At 75.4% G+C, this 16618-nt stretch carries 24 protein-coding genes; 15 read left to right on the forward strand and 9 right to left on the reverse strand.

Annotated features, from left to right (window positions below; translation table 11 throughout):
* Window positions 1-63 precede the first annotated feature (63 nt).
* Together LN037_RS06915 and LN037_RS06920 are read right to left on the reverse strand one after the other, a co-directional pair.
* The gene (locus LN037_RS06915) at window positions 64-882 is read right to left on the reverse strand and encodes an LLM class F420-dependent oxidoreductase (RefSeq protein WP_230751140.1); all 819 of its coding nucleotides are present in this window, start codon (window positions 880-882) and stop codon (window positions 64-66) included.
* 64 nt (window positions 883-946) lie between these two features.
* Window positions 947-1123, reverse strand: a complete 177-nt coding sequence (locus LN037_RS06920; protein ID WP_230751141.1) for a hypothetical protein — start codon at window positions 1121-1123, stop codon at window positions 947-949.
* A 108-nt stretch (window positions 1124-1231) separates the two neighbouring features.
* Here LN037_RS06920 and LN037_RS06925 point away from each other — a divergent pair, with 108 nt between their 5' ends.
* Window positions 1232-2224, forward strand: coding sequence for an AraC family transcriptional regulator (locus LN037_RS06925; protein ID WP_230751143.1), 993 nt, complete (start codon window positions 1232-1234; stop codon window positions 2222-2224).
* Between the two features lie 22 nt (window positions 2225-2246).
* Here the strand turns inward: LN037_RS06925 and LN037_RS06930 are convergent, their stop codons facing one another.
* The gene (locus LN037_RS06930) at window positions 2247-2750 is read right to left on the reverse strand and encodes a VOC family protein (RefSeq protein WP_230751144.1); all 504 of its coding nucleotides are present in this window, start codon (window positions 2748-2750) and stop codon (window positions 2247-2249) included.
* A gap of 129 nt (window positions 2751-2879) precedes the next feature.
* Between LN037_RS06930 and LN037_RS06935 the strand changes: the two genes are divergently transcribed.
* Window positions 2880-3116: a hypothetical protein gene (locus LN037_RS06935; protein WP_230751146.1), complete on the forward strand. Its 237-nt coding sequence runs from the start codon at window positions 2880-2882 to the stop codon at window positions 3114-3116.
* A gap of 70 nt (window positions 3117-3186) precedes the next feature.
* On the opposite strand, the gene LN037_RS06940 is transcribed toward LN037_RS06935, so the two are convergent.
* From LN037_RS06940 to LN037_RS06950, 3 genes are read right to left on the reverse strand one after another with little or no spacing between them, the layout of a single operon-like run.
* Window positions 3187-4230, reverse strand: coding sequence for a glycosyltransferase (locus tag LN037_RS06940; protein ID WP_230751148.1), 1044 nt, complete (start codon window positions 4228-4230; stop codon window positions 3187-3189).
* Window positions 4231-4252: 22 nt separating this feature from the next.
* Window positions 4253-4552, reverse strand: a complete 300-nt coding sequence (locus tag LN037_RS06945) for a YrhK family protein (protein ID WP_230751150.1) — start codon at window positions 4550-4552, stop codon at window positions 4253-4255.
* Window positions 4553-4581: 29 nt separating this feature from the next.
* Window positions 4582-5232, reverse strand: coding sequence for a hypothetical protein (locus LN037_RS06950; RefSeq protein ID WP_230751152.1), 651 nt, complete (start codon window positions 5230-5232; stop codon window positions 4582-4584).
* 85 nt (window positions 5233-5317) lie between these two features.
* On the opposite strand from LN037_RS06950, the gene LN037_RS06955 reads away from it, so the two are divergent.
* Both LN037_RS06955 and LN037_RS06960 read left to right on the forward strand, forming a co-directional pair.
* Window positions 5318-6307: an alpha/beta fold hydrolase gene (locus LN037_RS06955; RefSeq protein WP_230751154.1), complete on the forward strand. Its 990-nt coding sequence runs from the start codon at window positions 5318-5320 to the stop codon at window positions 6305-6307.
* 160 nt (window positions 6308-6467) lie between these two features.
* On the forward strand, window positions 6468-7358 hold the full coding sequence (locus LN037_RS06960) for a DUF2188 domain-containing protein (protein WP_230751155.1): 891 nt from the start codon (window positions 6468-6470) through the stop codon (window positions 7356-7358).
* 75 nt (window positions 7359-7433) lie between these two features.
* On the opposite strand, the gene LN037_RS06965 is transcribed toward LN037_RS06960, so the two are convergent.
* Window positions 7434-7700 (reverse strand): hypothetical protein, encoded by a 267-nt coding sequence (locus LN037_RS06965; RefSeq protein WP_230751157.1) that lies wholly within the window; start codon window positions 7698-7700, stop codon window positions 7434-7436.
* Window positions 7701-7949: 249 nt separating this feature from the next.
* Here LN037_RS06965 and LN037_RS06970 point away from each other — a divergent pair, with 249 nt between their 5' ends.
* The 10 genes from LN037_RS06970 to LN037_RS07015 all read left to right on the forward strand — a co-directional run bounded on the left by LN037_RS06970 (window position 7950) and on the right by LN037_RS07015 (window position 13433).
* Complete coding sequence (locus LN037_RS06970) at window positions 7950-8600, forward strand: RNA polymerase sigma factor (RefSeq protein ID WP_230751159.1); 651 nt, start codon at window positions 7950-7952, stop codon at window positions 8598-8600.
* The gene (locus LN037_RS06975; protein WP_230751161.1) at window positions 8597-9334 is read left to right on the forward strand and encodes an Asp23/Gls24 family envelope stress response protein; all 738 of its coding nucleotides are present in this window, start codon (window positions 8597-8599) and stop codon (window positions 9332-9334) included. The genes LN037_RS06970 and LN037_RS06975 overlap by 4 nt, the downstream gene beginning before the upstream one ends.
* 96 nt (window positions 9335-9430) lie before the next feature.
* Window positions 9431-9880, forward strand: a complete 450-nt coding sequence (locus tag LN037_RS06980) for an Asp23/Gls24 family envelope stress response protein (protein ID WP_230751163.1) — start codon at window positions 9431-9433, stop codon at window positions 9878-9880.
* Window positions 9877-10197, forward strand: a complete 321-nt coding sequence (locus tag LN037_RS06985; protein WP_230751165.1) for an Asp23/Gls24 family envelope stress response protein — start codon at window positions 9877-9879, stop codon at window positions 10195-10197. Before LN037_RS06980 ends, LN037_RS06985 begins: the two co-directional genes overlap by 4 nt.
* A 33-nt stretch (window positions 10198-10230) precedes the next feature.
* Window positions 10231-10443 carry a DUF2273 domain-containing protein gene (locus LN037_RS06990; RefSeq protein WP_230751167.1) on the forward strand — a complete coding sequence of 71 codons (213 nt, stop codon included), beginning with the start codon at window positions 10231-10233 and terminating at the stop codon, window positions 10441-10443.
* On the forward strand, window positions 10440-10838 hold the full coding sequence (locus tag LN037_RS06995) for an Asp23/Gls24 family envelope stress response protein (protein ID WP_230751169.1): 399 nt from the start codon (window positions 10440-10442) through the stop codon (window positions 10836-10838). Before LN037_RS06990 ends, LN037_RS06995 begins: the two co-directional genes overlap by 4 nt.
* Entirely contained in the window at window positions 10835-11425 is a 591-nt protein-coding gene (locus tag LN037_RS07000) for a DUF6286 domain-containing protein (RefSeq protein WP_230751171.1), read from the forward strand. Before LN037_RS06995 ends, LN037_RS07000 begins: the two co-directional genes overlap by 4 nt.
* A 5-nt stretch (window positions 11426-11430) precedes the next feature.
* Window positions 11431-12018, forward strand: a complete 588-nt coding sequence (locus tag LN037_RS07005) for an alkaline shock response membrane anchor protein AmaP (RefSeq protein WP_230751173.1) — start codon at window positions 11431-11433, stop codon at window positions 12016-12018.
* Window positions 12015-13181 (forward strand): NHL repeat-containing protein, encoded by a 1167-nt coding sequence (locus tag LN037_RS07010; protein WP_230751175.1) that lies wholly within the window; start codon window positions 12015-12017, stop codon window positions 13179-13181. The genes LN037_RS07005 and LN037_RS07010 overlap by 4 nt, the downstream gene beginning before the upstream one ends.
* Before the next feature lie 78 nt (window positions 13182-13259).
* Window positions 13260-13433: a CsbD family protein gene (locus LN037_RS07015; RefSeq protein WP_230751177.1), complete on the forward strand. Its 174-nt coding sequence runs from the start codon at window positions 13260-13262 to the stop codon at window positions 13431-13433.
* A gap of 55 nt (window positions 13434-13488) precedes the next feature.
* Here LN037_RS07015 and LN037_RS07020 read toward each other — a convergent pair whose 3' ends face one another.
* Both LN037_RS07020 and LN037_RS07025 read right to left on the reverse strand, forming a co-directional pair.
* Entirely contained in the window at window positions 13489-15027 is a 1539-nt protein-coding gene (locus tag LN037_RS07020; RefSeq protein WP_230751179.1) for an acyl-CoA synthetase, read from the reverse strand.
* Window positions 15027-15830 carry an SDR family NAD(P)-dependent oxidoreductase gene (locus tag LN037_RS07025; protein ID WP_230751181.1) on the reverse strand — a complete coding sequence of 268 codons (804 nt, stop codon included), beginning with the start codon at window positions 15828-15830 and terminating at the stop codon, window positions 15027-15029. The genes LN037_RS07020 and LN037_RS07025 overlap by 1 nt, the downstream gene beginning before the upstream one ends.
* Before the next feature lie 128 nt (window positions 15831-15958).
* On the opposite strand from LN037_RS07025, the gene LN037_RS07030 reads away from it, so the two are divergent.
* The gene (locus LN037_RS07030) at window positions 15959-16576 is read left to right on the forward strand and encodes a TetR family transcriptional regulator (RefSeq protein ID WP_230751183.1); all 618 of its coding nucleotides are present in this window, start codon (window positions 15959-15961) and stop codon (window positions 16574-16576) included.
* The last annotated feature ends 42 nt before the right edge of the window (window positions 16577-16618 follow it).

Raw genomic sequence — 16618 nt, forward strand, 5'->3', positions numbered from 1 at the left:
GGGTGACAGCAACGACGCTTTCCTGCCACGGGGAGGGGTCCTGCCGGGGCGCGACGTGCGGGGTCAGCGCACCCAGCGGTCGGCGATGGCGTCGAGGCGCGTCAGGACGTCGCGCTCGGGGCCCGGGTCGACCCAGAAGGTGATCCGGTCGACGCCGACCTCGGGGTAGCCCTCCGGGTCGAGCGTGTCGGGGTCGGCGCCGAACACGGTGAACGGGACGTCGGGGCGGCCCTCGTCGTCCAGCCAGGTGCGGACCCGGCGGTAGGACGCGGCGTCGCCGCTGTCGGGCAGCCAGCCCTGCCCGTGGTCGCGCAGCCGGCGCAGGGCGGCGTCGCTGTCGCCGCCGACGTAGATCGGGGGCGGCGACTGCACCGGCTTCGGCCAGCACCAGATCGGGTCGAAGTCGACGTACTCGCCGTGGAACTCGGCCTCGTCGTCGGCCCAGATGCGGGCCATCGCGGCGAGCTTCTCGTCGAGGATGCGCCCGCGCCTGCGGGGGTCGATCCCGTGGTCGGCCGCCTCCTCGCGGTTCCAGCCCGCCCCGACGCCGAACAGGGCGCGGCCGCCGGAGACGAGGTCGAGGCTCGCCACCTGCTTGGCGGTGTGGAACACGTCGCGCTCGGCGGGCAGGGCGACGCCGGTCGCGAGGGTGAGCCGCGTGGTCGTCGCCGCGACCACGGCGAGGGTGACGAAGACGTCGACGGTGCGGGAGAAGTGCCGGGGCAGGTCCCCGCCGCCGGGCGCCGGGCTCTCGCGACGGACCGGGATGTGCGAGTGCTCCGGCACGAACAGCGACTCGAACCCCCGCTCCTCGAGGGCGGGCCCGAGCGCTGCGGGCGCGATGGTCTCGTCGGTGGCGAACAGCACGACCCCGTACTTCACGGGCGCATGATCGCCCGGCGGGCGTTCCACGCGCCACCGCGGAGCCGGTCCGGGCACGGACCGCTCAGGCCGACGCCGCTCCCGGCGTCGCGCCCGGGGCCGGACTCAGCCGCGCCCACCGGGCCGCACTGACCGACACCCGCCAGTCGGCCAGGAGTTCGGCCTCCGCGGTGTCGGCGGCGATCCCTGCGGGGCTCTCGGCGAGCCACTCGGTCAGGGCGCGGAACTCCTCGTCACGCACGCCCACGACGGTAGCCACTCGGGCGTGCGGGGAAACCTCGTTTCGTCGAGTGGACAGCACCGACGTCGGTCGGACAGCATCGGACGACTCGATCTCGAGGAGGGCGACGTGGTCCGGACGGCGGCGGCGGTGGAGCGCGGCGCGTACGGCACCCGGGACTTCGAACAGGCCCGCGCGGTCCTCGCCCGGACCTACGGCGACCACGTCCCGGTCCTGCACGGCGACCGGGAGCGATTCGCCTTCTCGACGACGGTGCAGCAGACCGAGACGCTCGGGCTCGACTCCCTGCACTACGGCGGGCTGATCGAGAACGACTTCGTCCTGCGCGGCGACGCGCTCCTCGTCGGGCTGATGCGCGAGGGCGGCCTGCGCGTCGACGACGGCACCGACGAGCACACACTGGCCCGGGAGGAGCTGTACTGGGTCGAGCCCGACCGGCCGCAGCGCCAGTGGACCGAGGACGTGCGGTTCGACTTCGCCCGGCTCGACCTCGCCGCCCTCACCGCGGTCGCCGCCGGCCTGTGCGACCTCGAGCCGTCGCAGGTCCGGTTCCACCGCCGGGTCGAGGGCACCGCACCGCCGGAGCGGGTGCGCTGGTGGGACAGCACCCGCCGCTGGGTCGCCGAGCACGTCCTGGCCGACGACCTCGTCGCGGACGAGCCGCTGGTCCGGGCCGAGGCCTTCCGCAGCCTGGCCCGCGCGACCGTGCTCACGGTGCCCGGCACCGCGCTCGACCGGCTGACCGATCCGACCGCTCCGGTGCCCGGGCCGGCGGAGCCCGCCACCCTGCGCCGCGCGGTGGCCTACATCGACCGGCACGCCGCCGAGGACATCGGGCTGACCGAGATCGCGGCCGCCGCCCGGGTCACACCTCGCGGGCTGCAGGCGACCTTCCGGCGGCACCGCGACCAGACGCCGCTGGAGTACCTGCGGCGCGTCCGGCTCGAGGGGGCGCACCGCGACCTCGGGGCGGCCGACCCCACGCGGGGGGACACGGTCGCCGGCGTCGCCGCGCGGTGGGGCTTCGCCCATCCCGGACGGTTCTCGGTGCTCCACCGCCGGGTCTACGGCACCTCGCCCGGCGAGATGCTGCGGCGCTGACCCCCGACGACGGGGCCGCGCCTCAGAGCACGACCTCGCCGTACATCTCGCCGAGCGGGTCGGCGATCAGCTCGATGCGGGCCCCGTCGGGGTCGCGGAAGTAGATCGAGACGCCGCTGTGCACGACGTGCTCGACGCCCGCCTCGGTGAGGCGCGCCCGGAGGTCCTCCCACCGGTCCGGCTCGACCGAGATCGCGACGTGGTGCAGACCGCCCAGCACCTCGGCGTACGGACCGAGGTCGAGGCCCGGGAAGTCGAAGAACGCGAGCAGGTTCGCGTTCCCGATGTCGAAGAAGAAGTGCGACGACCCGGGGTAGTCCCGGTTCTCGATCAACTCGGTCAGCGGGAAGCCGAGAACCCCCTGGTAGAACTCGATCGTCCGGCGGACGTCGGAGGACACCAGCGCGGTGTGGTGCAGCCCCCGCGCGGTCGACGCCGGGCGCTCGGCGGCCGACGCGAGGAACTCCGCCCGCAGCGCGGCACGGTCGGCGGCACGGTCGGCGGAGACGTCGTGGGTGGTGCTCATGCGGACCTCCTGGGATCGACGTCCGCCACGGTAGGCCGAGATAGTTCAATCGTCAACTACCTTCGCCGGGTCGACGGCGGCCGCGCGCGGGGTCATGCTGGAGTGCTCCGAGAGCGACGGAGGTGGGCGATGACCCACGAACCCGATCCCGGGTCCGACGGGCCCGACGGGCCCGACGACGCCGGCGGTGAGCTGGCCGACGCCGTCGAGGACGCGCTGCGTCCGGCGACCCACGACGCCGTGATGGCCGTGTGGCAGCGGGTCGTCCTCGGCCGGCTCGACCGCGGGCAGCCGGTCGGCGAGGACGAGGAGATCCTGCGTCGGCTCTACGACGGCGAACGGCCCGACGAGCCGCCGCCGGCGTAGCGGGTCGGGCCCGACGAGCCGCCGGCGATCGGGTCCGGGAGTCCCCGGCGAGCAGCAGCTGCGGGGAGCGTCAGCGCCGCACGGCGTCGAGCCACCAGGCGACGACCTCGGCCTTCGTGTACCCCGTGTAGCCCGACGTCCCGGACGACGGCGTCCCCATCGCCCGCCGGAGGCCGGCGGCGAGGTCGTCGACGTCGCCCGGGGCGGTGAGGACGACCCGCGGGTGGTCGGCGAGGTCGGGGGCGAGCCCGGTCTCGGTGGTCGTCACCACGCGGCACCCGTGGGCGAGCCCCTCGACCAGCGGCAGGCCGATCTGCTCGCGCCATCCCGGGCGCCGCACCGACGGCATCGCGACGACGGCCGCGGTCCGCAGGAGGTCGTGGATCGTCGCGCGCGGCGGGTCGACGTGGACCGTGACCCCGTCGGGGAGGTCGTGCCGCCCCTGCCCACCCTCCGGGTCGCAGACCACCAGCCGAGCGCCCTCCCCCGCCGCCCCGCTGCGCTCCCACGCCGCCGTCAGGACGTCGAAGCCCTTCCGGGCGCTCGGCGCCCCGAGGAAGAGGACGGTGGGCTCACGCGGGCCGTCCGCCGGCACCGGCCCGCACACGCTGCAGGGCCCGATCCGGGGTGGCAGCACGGCGGACCGGGTGCGGCGCAGCGCCCGCCCGAACACGCGGCGGTGGTTCTCCGCCGCGCCCGTCGTCCCGAAGACGACGGCGTCGAGCAGCAGCATCGAGGTGCCGGTGGCGAGCACCGCCAGCCGCGACGCGACGGGGCCGAGCAGCGGCCGGTGCCCCAGGCGACGCAGCCGTTCGCGGGCGTCGAGGTTCTCGATCGCGTAGGTCGCGACCGCGACCCGTCGGCGCGGCCGGACGAGGCGCGCCAGCACGACGTAGCGCAGCGCGCGGACCCACTCCGCGGTCCACAGCGGCTCGGCCACCTCGAGGAGCTCGAGGTCCGGGTGGCGCAGCGCCCGCAGCAGCGCGCGCCAGGAGAACGGGCGCACGTCGCGCCCGGCGTAGAGCGAGACGTCGGCGTCACCCCGTTCGGAGGTGAACAGCAGCGCCTGGTCGGCGGGCATCTCCTCGACCACCGAGCTGCGCAGGTGCGGCACGATCCGCAGGGTCCGCACCGGCTCAGAAGTCGTGTTCGGACTCGCGGGCGGGCCGGCCCTCGTACCCCGGCAGGCGCTGCAGGTGGACCTGGCGCGCCAGCCGGATCACGGGTCGGATCAGCAGCTCGACGCTGCCGATGACGAAGAACCACGTCCCCGTGTAGGTCCACGCCTCGGAGAAGAACATGATGCTGCCGACCAGGAACCAGATCGCGACGAGGATGTCGTTGACGATCGAGAGCGCCTGGTAGCGCCGCCGGATCACCAGCTCCCGGTCGCCGAGCGTGAACACCAACGGGTGCGGGGCGTCGGTCGAGGACATGGCGGGCGGGTGCCCGCGATCGTCGCCGGTCAGGCCTCCCGTGGCGCGGGGCGCAGCAGGTGCCCGGCGGTCACGAGGGCGGCGACCGAGAGCAGGTCGGCGACGGTGAGGCCGTGCCGGGTCGAGAGGACCAGCAGCGTCGGCCCCTCGACGGCCTTGTTGACCACGACCCAGACGCCCGCGAGCACGACGAGCACCACCGCGAGGACCGGGCGCGCCGGCCCCCGGACCCCGGCGAGCGGGCCCGGCGGGACCTCGCGGGACCCGTCGTCGGGCGGGAGCGGCATCGCCCACCACAGGACCGCCACCGCCGCCGCGATCACCACCGCGTGCAGGGCGGTGGAGGCGATCCCGGCGGCCCACCGGCCCGTCGCCCCGGCGAGGACGTCCGCCCCGAACGTCACCGCGACGACGGCGCCGACCGAGAGCCCGAGGACCACGCGCGGGCGACGGGCCCGCCGCCGGACGAGCCGCCACGCGAGCGCGCCGAGCAGGACGCCGACGAGCGCGTACGACCCGGTCACCAGCGGCGAGAGACCCGGGTGGCGCCACGGCCGCAGCCCGGCCTGCGCCGCGGCGACGAAGAGGCCGACCCCGAGCGCCGCGCCGGCGAGCGCGACCGCCACGATCGCGAGCACGCGGGCCGCGACGGACGGACGCTGCTGCTCGACGCGGGTCATCCCCCGATGATCCCTCCCCCGGTCACACCCACCGCCGTCACGGGCGTCACGGTGCCCGGGGACCCGTCGTCGGGAACCCGTCGGTATGGACACCGCGATCGCCCGACGCACCCGTCGACGGACGGTCGGCGTGCACGGCGAGTCGGTCGGGTTCTGGGAGTCCATCCCGGCCCACCACGTCGACGCCGACCGCGAGGGTCCGTGGCGGCATCCCGACGGCGAGGTCGTCGTGCTCGTGCACGGCATCGCCGGCAGCGCGGAGACCTGGCAACCGGTCCTGGCCGAACTGGCCCGACGCCGCGACCACCGGCACGTCATCGTGCCCGACCTCGTCGGCCACGGCTCCTCCTCCGCCCCCTGGGCCGACTACTCGCTCGGTGGCTACGCGACCGGCGTCCGCGACCTGCTCGCGGTGCTGGGGTACGACCACGCCGCGATCGTCGGCCACTCGCTGGGCGGCGGGGTGGTGCAGCAGTTCGCGCTCCAGTTCCCCGAGCACTGCGACCGACTGGTCCTCGTCGCCTCCGGTGGTCTCGGCCGCGAGGTGAGCCCGGTGCTGCGCGCCGCGACGCTCCCGTTCGCGGACTGGGTGCTCCCCGTGATCAGCAACCGCCACGTGGTCGCCGGGATCGACCGGCTCGTGCACACCGTGCCCGGCCTCGGCCTGCTGCGCGGCTCCGTCGGCGAGTCGGCGCGCTCCTTCGCCTCGCTCGCCGACCCCGACCACCGGCAGGCCTTCCTGCACACCGCCCGCAGCGTCCTCGACCCGGGCGGGCAGCGCGTGCGGGCCACCGAGCGGCTCTACCTGACCGAGGGGCTCCCGACGCTCATCGTCTGGGGCACCGCCGACTCGATGATCCCCGTGGCGCACGGCCACCGCGCCCACGCGCTCATCCCCGGCAGCCGGCTCGAGCTCTTCGAGGGCGCGGGGCACTTCCCCCACGCCGACGACCCGGTGCGCTTCACCGCACTGCTCGTCGACTTCCTCGACCACACCGAGCCCGGCCACCGCAGCGTCCGGGACCAGGCCGCCCGCATCGCCGCGCACGCCGAGCTCGAGCCCGCCGGCGGGTAGCGGGCCCCCACGACGGCCCCGGCACCTGTGTCCGGGCTAACACGGGCGTCCCGTGACGGCGACACGCCCCGGCGTGTCCTACGGGGTGATTGCCTCGTGTGCGCCCGACCCGGGCGCCGGGGCGCCACGACCGAGCCACTCGAACACACGGGAGGACACCATGTCGGATCGACACGTACGCGCGGTGGACGACGGCTGGGCCGTCGAGAAGACCGACGCGAGCCGCGCGAGCGCGGTCCTGGCCGTGCAGGCCGAGGCCATCACGCGCGCCGTGGAGATCGTCGCCAACGACGGCGGCGGGGACGTCATCGTGCACGACCGGGACGGCAAGGAGGTCGAGCGCCGCAGCGTGGCGCGCGACGCCGACGACGCCGCCGCGGTCGCCACGGAGCTCGCCGCGGCCGTCACCGGGAAGAAGGGCAAGGAGACCGCGAAGGCCGCGGGCAAGGCCGTCAAGGCCGACGCGCAGGAGATCGGCGCGGACGCGAGAACGGTCGCGAAGAAGTCGGCCGGGCAGGCCGAGGACGGCGCCGAGAAGGCCCGGGCGACCGCCGCCGCGGCCGCCGACGGGGTGAAGGCGCAGGTGGACGAGGTGCGGTCCGGCGACAAGTCGCTGCGCTCGGCCGCCCAGGACGTCTCCTCGATCGCGCGGACCACGGGCGGGCAGATCGCCGACCAGGCCGACCGCACCGGTCGCCAGATCGCCGGCGAGGCCCACGGCCTGGGACGCCGGGCCGCCGCCGTCGTGGGGCAGACGGCGGACGAGGCGGGCGAGCAGCTCGTCGACGTGACCGACCGCGCGGCCCGCGAGGGCGCCCGCGCCCAGCGGGAGCTGGACTCGGTGGCCGACCGCACCGGCAACGCCATCCACGCCGCCACCGAGGCCGCCGCGACCCCGTTCGACCGGCTCGCGGCCCTGCTCAACCCCGTGCGCGTCACCGGCCGGGTCGTCGGCGCCGTCGCGACCGGCGGACTGCGCCTCGTCGGCCTCGGCGCCGCCAGGGGCGGGGAGCAGGCCCACCGCGGCGCACGGCGTCTCGCCGACCGCTGAGCGGACGCTCGTCGACGGGCCGGGACCACCCGAGGGTGGGCCCGGCCCGTCGTCGTCCCGGTCGGCCCGGCGGGATCAGCACCCCGGGTCGACGTCCACGACGGTCAGGTGCAGCTCCCGGTCCCCGACCTCGTCGGCCAGGGCGCGGCGCAACGCCGCCGTCGTGGTGGTCACCGAGGAGCCTGCGACCACGACGAGATCGATCTCGACGTGGGCGTCGAAGACGCGCAGGGCCGCGCGCGACGTGCGCGGGCCGGACGACGAGCCGTGGTGATCGGCGAGTCGGGCGACCCCGGGCACGGCGAGGGCACGGAGCCGGAGCGCGTGGATGTCGGGAGTCATGGCGGCTCACCTCCGTCGAGGTGGCGGCCGGGGCCGGGCGGGAACACGGGTCGGGGGTCGTGCCCGCGGGCGGGCTCGGCCGGTTCGGATGGTTCCTCCGTACGACACCCCGGACGGCCCGATCCTCATCCTCCGACCGAGTGACGGGTGCCACGCAATGGGACAGCGTTCAACCATCCGGGTAAGGGGGCTGCGGCAGGGCGGTTCGAGCAGCGGACCGCGGCCGACCGAGAGGACACGGTGGCCCGGGTGCCGGCATCGACGCTCGCCCCCGATCCCCCGCCGGGCCCGGCCGTCGGGAGGCCGGACCGCGCCGAGCCGCGCCGTGGCGAGCGCGGCGACCGCGGCCGGACGGGGCCGCCCGGTGACGACCCGGACGTCGACCGGTGGCTCGTCGGCCGCGTGGTCGACGGCGACGTCGACGCCTACGAGGAACTGCTGCGTCGCCACCGCGACCGCATCTACCGGATCGCCCTGCGGGTGCTCGCCGACCCGGCCGACGCCGACGACGTCACCCAGGACATCGCCATCCAGCTGTGGACCGGCCTGTCGAGCTTCACCGGCAGCGCCGCCTTCACCACGTGGCTGTACCGCGTCGTCGTGAACCGGTGCCTGAACCTGCGCCGCCGCCGGCGCCCCACCGAGGAGCTGACCGAGAACGTCCACCCGACGGCGGCCGGACCGGAGGCGCGGGTGGTGGCCGGACAGGAGCTCGAGGCCGGGATCGCCGCCCTCGCGGGGATGCCCGAGGAGCTGCGCGTGACCCTGGTCCTGATCCAGTTCGAGGGCCTGAGCTACGCGCAGGCGGCCACCGTGCTCAAGGTGCCCGAGACCACGGTGCGCGGCCGGCTCGCCCGGGCGCGGACCCACCTGGTGAAGCAGATGAGGAGCTGGTCATGACCGACCGACCCGGCGACTCGACCACCGCCGCGACCGACTCCGCGGTCGACCTCCTGGAGACCGAGGCCGCCCTGCCGTGCGGGCGGGACCCGCAGGAGCTGCTCGACCAGGTCACCGAGCACGGGCCGGCCGCCCGCGACGACCACCAGCGCGGCTGCCTGCACTGCCAGGCCGCCCTCGCCGAGTTCGACCGGCTCTGGGCCCCGATGCGCACCGTCGCCGCCGACCGGCCGCAGGCCCCGGCCGGGGTCCTGGACGACGTGCTCTCCAGCATCCGCGGCGTCACCGAGGACGCCGAGTTCGCCCGGCTCGACGAGGGCTACGGGCACACCCGCATCTCGGGCCGGGTGGTGGCCGCCATCGCCCGCCACCACGCCGCCCGCGTGGTGGGGGTCCGCGGCGCGCTCGGCCGGCTCGACCGTGCCGGACACCGCCGGGGCGACCGCGACCCGGAGTTCCCCGAGTCCTCGATCCACACCGCGCAGCCGGGCGACATGAGCCGGGAGCCCCGCGCCAGCGCCGGGGTCGCCGGCGCCTCGACCGCGATCGAGATCGTGCTGGCCGCCGAGTACGGGCGGGACCTGCCGGCGCTCGCCGACGAGGTGCGCGCCGCCGTCGTCGACGGGGTCCGCGCCAGCACCGGCCTCGAGCCGGTCGCCGTGACGATCGTGATCGACGAGGTCCTCCTCCCCCGTCCGGGTACGGGAGAGCCAGCTCACTCGAAAGGTCCGTGACGATCGGGCGCGATCCGGTGTCACACCACCGAGTTCGACGGACACGGCCGCCCACCCGGGGCGGCACGACCCGTCGTCGCGAAGGAGGACACCGCGATGACCACCCCCGCCACCACCCCGAAGGCCACCGGCTCCGCGCTGGAGAGCACGCAGGGCAAGACCACGATCGCCGACGCGGTCGTCGCGAAGGTCGCGGGTCTCGCCGCCCGCGAGGTCAACGGCGTGCACGGGTTCGGCGGCTCGGCCGCCCGCGCCTTCGGCGCCATCACCGAGCGCATCCCCGGCAGCCGCTCCTCGGTCACCCAGGGCGTGTCGGTGGAGGTCGGCGAGCGCCAGGCCGCCGTCGACCTGACCATCGTCGTCGAGTACGGCGTCGCCATCGCCGACCTCGCGCGCTCGGTGCGCCGGAACGTGATCAGCGCCGTGGAGCGCATGACCGGCCTCGAGGTCACCGAGGTCAACGTCGACGTCGTCGACCTGCACCTGCCCAGCGACGACGACGCCGCCGACGACGCTCCGGCCGACACCCCCGCCCGCGTGCGATGAGCACCCCCGGGCCCCACCCCACCCCTGCGGTGGTCGGCGGGCTCGACGTCGACCGGATCGCCACCGCGGTGCAAGCCTGCCCCCTCGTGGTGGGCCTGCACCCGGGCCTCCACGGCGCCGTCGCCACGCTGCTGCCCGGCCGTCGCGTGCCGGGCGTGCGGGTCGTCGAGGACGACGACCGACCGGTCCGGCTCGAGATCGCGGTGACCGCGCCCTACGGCGCGGTCCTGGCCCGGGTCGGCGAGCAGGTCCGCGCCGCCGTCGCGCCCCTCGCCCCCGGCCTGCCGGCCGAGGTCACCGTCGCCGACATCGCCTGACCGCGTCCCACCCTCACAGACAAGGAGTTCGGAGTGTTCACCACCAACACCGTCCTGGGGCTGGCCTTCGGCACCGCCCTCGGCTTCGCCGGCGCGTTCGGCGGGTTCGGCGCCTTCCTGCTCGTGCTCGTGCTCGGCGCCGTGGGCCTGGCCGTCGGGCGCTGGCTCGACGGGCAGCTCGACCTCGCCGAGATCACCGACCAGCTCCGCGGCGCCGGCTCGGATCGGGGGAGGAATCGACTGTGAGCACCACGACCGTCTCCCCCGACCCCGTCACCGCCCCGGTCGCCCTGTCCGCCGACGCCGGTGACCGCGGGGAGCTGACCATCGCCGACAAGGTCGTCGAGAAGCTGGTCGTGGCCGCGGCGGCCGAGGTCGAGGGCATCGACACGCAGTCGAGGTCCGGCACGCTCGGTCGCGCCGCCCGCGCCACGGTGACGCGGACCGGCGAGCAGGTCGAGGCGACGCTGCAGACCGCCGTGCGCTACCCGCACGGCCTGGCCGCGACCGCCGACGCCGCCCGCGACCGCATCCGCACCCGGCTCGACGAGTACACGGGGCTGCGCGTGGCGCGGATCGACGTCACGGTCAGCGTGCTGACCGGCGCCGCGCCGCGCCCGACGGGGCGGGTGGTCGCATGACCCGCCGACCCCGCCGCACCGCGCCCGCGCTGCTGGTGGCCCTCGTCCTCCTCGCGCTCGGCGCCCTCGCGGCGACCAGCGCGATCCAGACCCTGCTCGGGCGGACCCCCGTGGTCTCCCTCGACGCGGTGCCGTCGGCCCTGTCCGGCGTCGCCTGGCAGTCCCCCGCGGTGCTCATCGTGGCGGGGGTGGCCGCCCTCGTCGGGCTCGTGCTGCTGCTCGCGGCGATCCTGCCCGGGCCCTCACACGTCCTGCCCGTGGGGACCGCTCCCGCCGCCACCGGTGGCACCGGTGGCGCCGAGGAGTGGGGCCCCTGGTCCGGTGGCGGCGTCGAGACCGCCGGCTGGCACCGCAACGACCTCGCCCTCCGCCTGCGCCGGCGCGCCCAGACCGTCGAGGGCGTCACCGGCGCCACCGCGAAGGTCCGGCGCCGCCGGGTCAAGGTCGTCGCGCGCACCCACCGCGGGAGCACCGGCGAGCTGCGCCAGGCCGTCGAGACCGCCCTGTCCTCCGACCTCGACACGCTCGGACTGACCGCCCGCCCGCGGCTGCGCGTGAGCGTGTCCTCCACCCGCAAGGAGCGGTGATCGTCATGGCTCGTGGCCGTGCCACCAATCCGCCCGCCCGGCTCAACCGGAGCCTGCTGGCCCTGGTCGGGATCCTCCTGATCGCCGCGGCGCTGCTCGCCGCCGGCATCTCGACCGGACGGCTCCCGCTGGCCTCGCCGACCGCCGCCGTCGTGCCGTCCGCCACGCTGCCCTCGTGGGCCGCGTGGGTGGTCGCGGCGGCCGGGATCGTCGTCGGGCTGCTCGCCCTGCGCTGGCTGATCGCCCAGGCCCGTCGCCGTCCCGCGGGCTCGGCCTGGTCCGCCGAGTCCGCCGGCCCCGTCGAGGGGCGCACGACCGCCTCGTCGTCGGTGATCGCCGACGCGCTGTGCGACGACCTCGTGGCGCACCCGGCCGTCGCCGACGCCACCGCCCGGCTCACCGCCCCGGCGCCGCGCCCGGCGCTCTACGTCGAGCTCGCGGTCGACGCGCAGGCCGACGCGTCCGCGGCCCGCGCCCACCTCGAGCAGCACGCGCTGCCGCGCCTGCGGGCCGCGCTCGGCACGGACACGCTGCCCGTGGAACTGCTGCTGCGGACCGGTCGCGCCGGCAAGGACGAGCGGCGGGTCGCGTGAGCGCCCGCCGGGCCGCGGGGGTGACCGCGGCGGGCCTGGCGCTCGTGGCCCTGCTCGGGGCCTGCGCCGACACCCCGCTGGTCGTGGCGCCCGGCGCGGGCGCCCCGAGCTCGTCGACCGCCCCCGGTGCGGCACCGTCCGTATCGTCCGTGCCGTCCGTGCCGGCCCCCGCGCCCGCCCCGCCGCCTCCCCCGGCCACCGCCGGGCCGGCCACGTCGCCGGCCGCGGGCGCCACCCCGGCCGGTCGCGTCGTCGACCTCACCGACGGCGCCGCCACCACGCTGACCGTCTCCCCCGTCGACCAGCGCGCGATCGTCACCGTCGTCGGCGGCGGGTCCGCCTCCGCCGTGCAGGTGAACCCGGACACCGCCGCCGTCGCGAGCCGGTCCACCGTCACCGGCAGCCCGCGGGCCGCGCTGCCCGCCACCGACCGCTCCGGCCTCGTGCTCGCCGACCCCTCGGCCGGTCTGAGCGCGATCGCCCTGCCCTCCGGGTCGACCGCCACCGCACCGCAGGGCGCGCCGGCCGGGGTCCAGGCGCTCGGCGTCGACCCGTCCGGGAGCCTCGTCGTCGCCGCGACCGGCGTGGCCGGGGACGCGCGACGCGAGGCCGCCGGCGTCGTCGCGGACGGCACGCTCTCGGTCCTGCGCGACGACCGCGTCGCCGCGCAGGTGGGCGGTCTCGGCCGCCCGGTCGCCCTCGCGGTCACCGGCGAGCGGGCCGCGGTGCTCGACTCCGCGCGCAACGTGGTCCACCTGATCGACCTGTCGACGATGCGGGAGCAGGCCACGCTGCCCGCCGGCGACGGCCCGACGGGTGTGACCGTCGACCGCCACGGGCGACTGCTCGTCACCGACACGCGCGCCGGGGTCCTGCGGCGCTACGACCTGGCGCAGGGCGGGGCCCCCGCCCCCCTCGCCCCCATCCGGCTCGGGGCGTCCAGCGCCCCGTACGGCACCGCCTACGACGCGACGACCGACCGTCTCTGGGTCACCCTCACCGGCACGAACCGGCTGGTGGCGATCGACCTGAGCTCGGCCGAGGCGCCGCGCACGGTGCTCGACCTCGCGACGATCGCCCAGCCCGACCTGGTCGCCCTCGGGCAGGGCCGGGTCTACGTGGCCAGTCCCCGCACGGGGCAGGTGCAGATCACTCTCGCGTAGGTGCGGTACGTGCCCCCGGACGGGGTACTCCACCACCAGGACGCGGCGAGCAGAGCCGCGGAAGGAGAGGAGCTCACGATGAGCGCTGACGACAAGGCCGGCAACAAGATCGACGAGATCAAGGGCAAGGTCAAGGAGACCGTCGGCAAGGCCGTGGGCAACGAGTCGCTCGAGGCCGAGGGCAAGGCCGACCAGGGGAAGGCCAACCTCAAGCAGGCCGGCGAGAAGGTCAAGGACGCCTTCAAGTCCTGATCCCGCACACACCCACGAACGGGCCGTCCCCCACGGGGGCGGCCCGTTCGTCGTCTCAGGAGGTCAGGCGCGCCTTGATCTCGGCCTTGAGCACCTTGCCGACCTTGGAGCGGGGCAGGTCGTCCCACACCTCGATCTGCTTCGGGGTCTTGACGCTGCCGATGCGCGCCTTCACGAACGACGTCACCTCGGCCGGGTCGAGGCTGCTCCCCGGCCGCAGCTGCAGCACCGCCGTGACCCGCTCCCCCCACTTCTCGTCGGGCAGGCCGATCACCGCGCCGTCGGCGACGGCGGGGTGCGCGAGCAGGGCCTGCTCGACCTCGGTGGAGTAGACGTTGAAGCCGCCGGTGATGACCATGTCCTTGGCCCGGTCGACGATGAACAGGAACCCGTCGTCGTCGAGGTAGCCGATGTCGCCGGTGTGGTGCCAGCCGAACCTCGAGGCCTCGGCCGTGGCGGCCTCGTCGTCGAGATAGCCCCGCATCACCAGCGAGCCGCGCACGACGATCTCGCCGCGCTCACCGTGCGGCAGCAGGCGCCCGTCCTCGGCCATGATCGCGACCGTCACCAGCGGCGACGGACGCCCGGCGGAGGACAGCCGCTCCCGCGCGATCGACCCGTCCTCGTGCAGGTGGTCCTCGGGGGCCATCGTCGAGATCATCATCGGCGCCTCGGTCTGCCCGAACAGCTGCGCCATCACGGGCCCGATCCGCGTGATCGCGTCCTCCAGCCGCGACGCCGACATCGGCGCGGCGCCGTACCAGAAGCACTGCAACGACGACAGGTCCCGGCTCGCCAGGCTCGGGTGGTCCAGCACCATGTAGATGAGGGTCGGCGGCAGGAACGTGTGCGTGACCCGGTGCTGCTCGACGTGGTGGAGGAAGCCCCCGACGTCGGGATGCCGCATGATCACGATCGACCCGCCCCGACCGAGCACGGGGAAGCACAGCACGCCCGCGGCGTGGGTGAGCGGGGCGAGCGCGAGGTAGGTCGGCCGGCCGCCGCGCGCGGGCCACGGGTAGCTCATGAGCGTGAGCGCGGTCATCGTCTCGATGTTCGTGCCCGTGAGCATGACGCCCTTGGGCTTCCCGGTGGTGCCGCCGGTGCCGACGATCAGGGCGAGATCGTCGCCGGTGTGCCGGTCGACCGGCTCGTCGGACCCGGTCGCCAGGAAGTCCGGCAGGCCGACCGCCCCGTCGACGTCGCCGTCGAGACAGACCAGGGTGCGCAGGGCCGGGAGGTCGGCCCGGATCGCGTCGACCAGCGGCGCGAACGCCGCCTGGAAGAACAGCACCGAGCAGCCGAAGAGCGCGAGCAGCTCGCGGTTCTCGGCGGCCTCGTTGCGCGGGTTGACCGGGCACCAGACCGCACCGGCGCGACTGATGCCGAACACGCAGGTGAACGCGTCGGGGTCGTTGGCCGAGAGGATCGCGACGCGGTCACCCGGCGCGACCGCGTCGGCCACCAGCGCCGAGGCGACGCGGCCGGCGAGCCGCGTCGTCTCCGCGTAGGTCCGGACCTCGCCGTCGCACACCAGGCAGGGGGCCTCCGGGTCGAGCGAGGCCCCCTTGTCCAGGAAGTCGACGAGCCGCATCACATACCCATGCCGCCGTCGACCGGCAGGCCGGCGCCGTTGACGAACCGGGCCGCGTCGGAGGCCAGGAAGACCACAGCGTCGGCGATGTCGGTGACCTCGCCGAGGCGGCCGGAGGGGGTGAGCTCGACGACGGCGCCGACCGCGGCCTCGGGGCTCTCGAACAGGCCGAGCCCGGCGGTCTCGACGGCGAGCTTCTGGCCCATCGCGGTGGGCACGAGGCCGGGGTAGACGCAGTTGACGCGCACGCCGTAGCCGAGCTTGCCCGACTCCATCGCCGCGACCCGGGTCAGCCGGTCGACGCCGGACTTCGTCGCCGAGTAGCCGCCGATCGAGGGGAAGGCGATGGTGGCGGCGACCGAGGCGACGTTGACGATCGCGCCGCCCTGTCCCGCGGGGCCGCCGGGGCGCATCGCGCGGAACGCGTGCTTGATGCCGAGCATCGTGCCCAGCAGGTTGACCTCGAGCATCCGGCGGACGTCGTCGGGCTCGGTGTCGACGAGCAGCTGCGTGACCTCGAGGCCCGCGTTGTTGATCACGACGTCGAGCCCGCCGAGCTCGCTCACGGTGTGCGAGATCGCGGCGTCCCACTGCGCGTCGTCGGTGACGTCGAGGGCGACGAACCCCGCGGTGTGGCCCTCGCCGGCCAGCGACGCCGCCGTCTTCTCGCCCACGTCCTTCGCCACGTCGGCGAGCATCACGGCGGCTCCCGCGCCGGCCAGCGCGCGGGCCATGCCCTCGCCGAGACCCTGCGCTCCCCCGGTGACCAGCACCCGGCGCCCCGTCAGATCGAACGCGCTCATGTCGTCCCTCCCGCCGGCCGTGGCCGGTCACACCTCGTCGTGTCGTGCGGATCACAACCTAGGGAGTTTTCTGGACGACCGTCAAGATTTTCTCGGACGAGTGTCCAGACCGGGTTAGGGTGTCGGCCGTGACCACCGACGCCGACGACCGCATCGCTCGGCGGCAGGTCGACAAGTTCGCCGAGCGCCGCCGGCAGCTCGCCGACGCCGCCCTGACGACCCTGGCCGCCGAGGGCTACGCGCGGACCAGCCTGCGCGACATCGCGCGCGAGTCCGGGTTCAGCGTCGGCGTCGTGCACTACTACTTCCGCGACAAGGTCGAGCTGATCACGTACTGCGTGCGGCGCTACAAGGCGGCGTGCGTCGAGCGCTACGACGCGATCGCGGCGCACGCGACCGACGCCGAGGCGCTGCTGCGCGACGCGGGCGACGGGCTCGCGGCGACCCTCGAGCAGGACGCGCTGATGCACCGGCTCTGGTACGACCTGCGTTCCCAGGCGTTGTTCGAGGAGTCCTTCCGGCTCGACGTCGCCGACATCGACGCGTCGCTGGAACGGATGATCGCGCGGATCGTCGACACCTACGCCGAGCTGGTCGGGGTGGCGCCGCGCTGCCCGTCGGCGCTGGCCTACGCGGCGTTCGACGGGTTGTTCCAGCAGACCCTGCTGCGCCACCTGTCGGGCGACCCGGCGGCGCTGGACGACCTGCGCGCGGGCACGCGGACGTTGCTGACGCATCTGGTCTGATCCCGCTCCACGAGGCACCCGCCCGGGGCGGACACCTCGTGA

It is taken from the genome of Actinomycetospora soli, assembly GCF_021026295.1.
Classification (GTDB): domain Bacteria; phylum Actinomycetota; class Actinomycetes; order Mycobacteriales; family Pseudonocardiaceae; genus Actinomycetospora; species Actinomycetospora soli.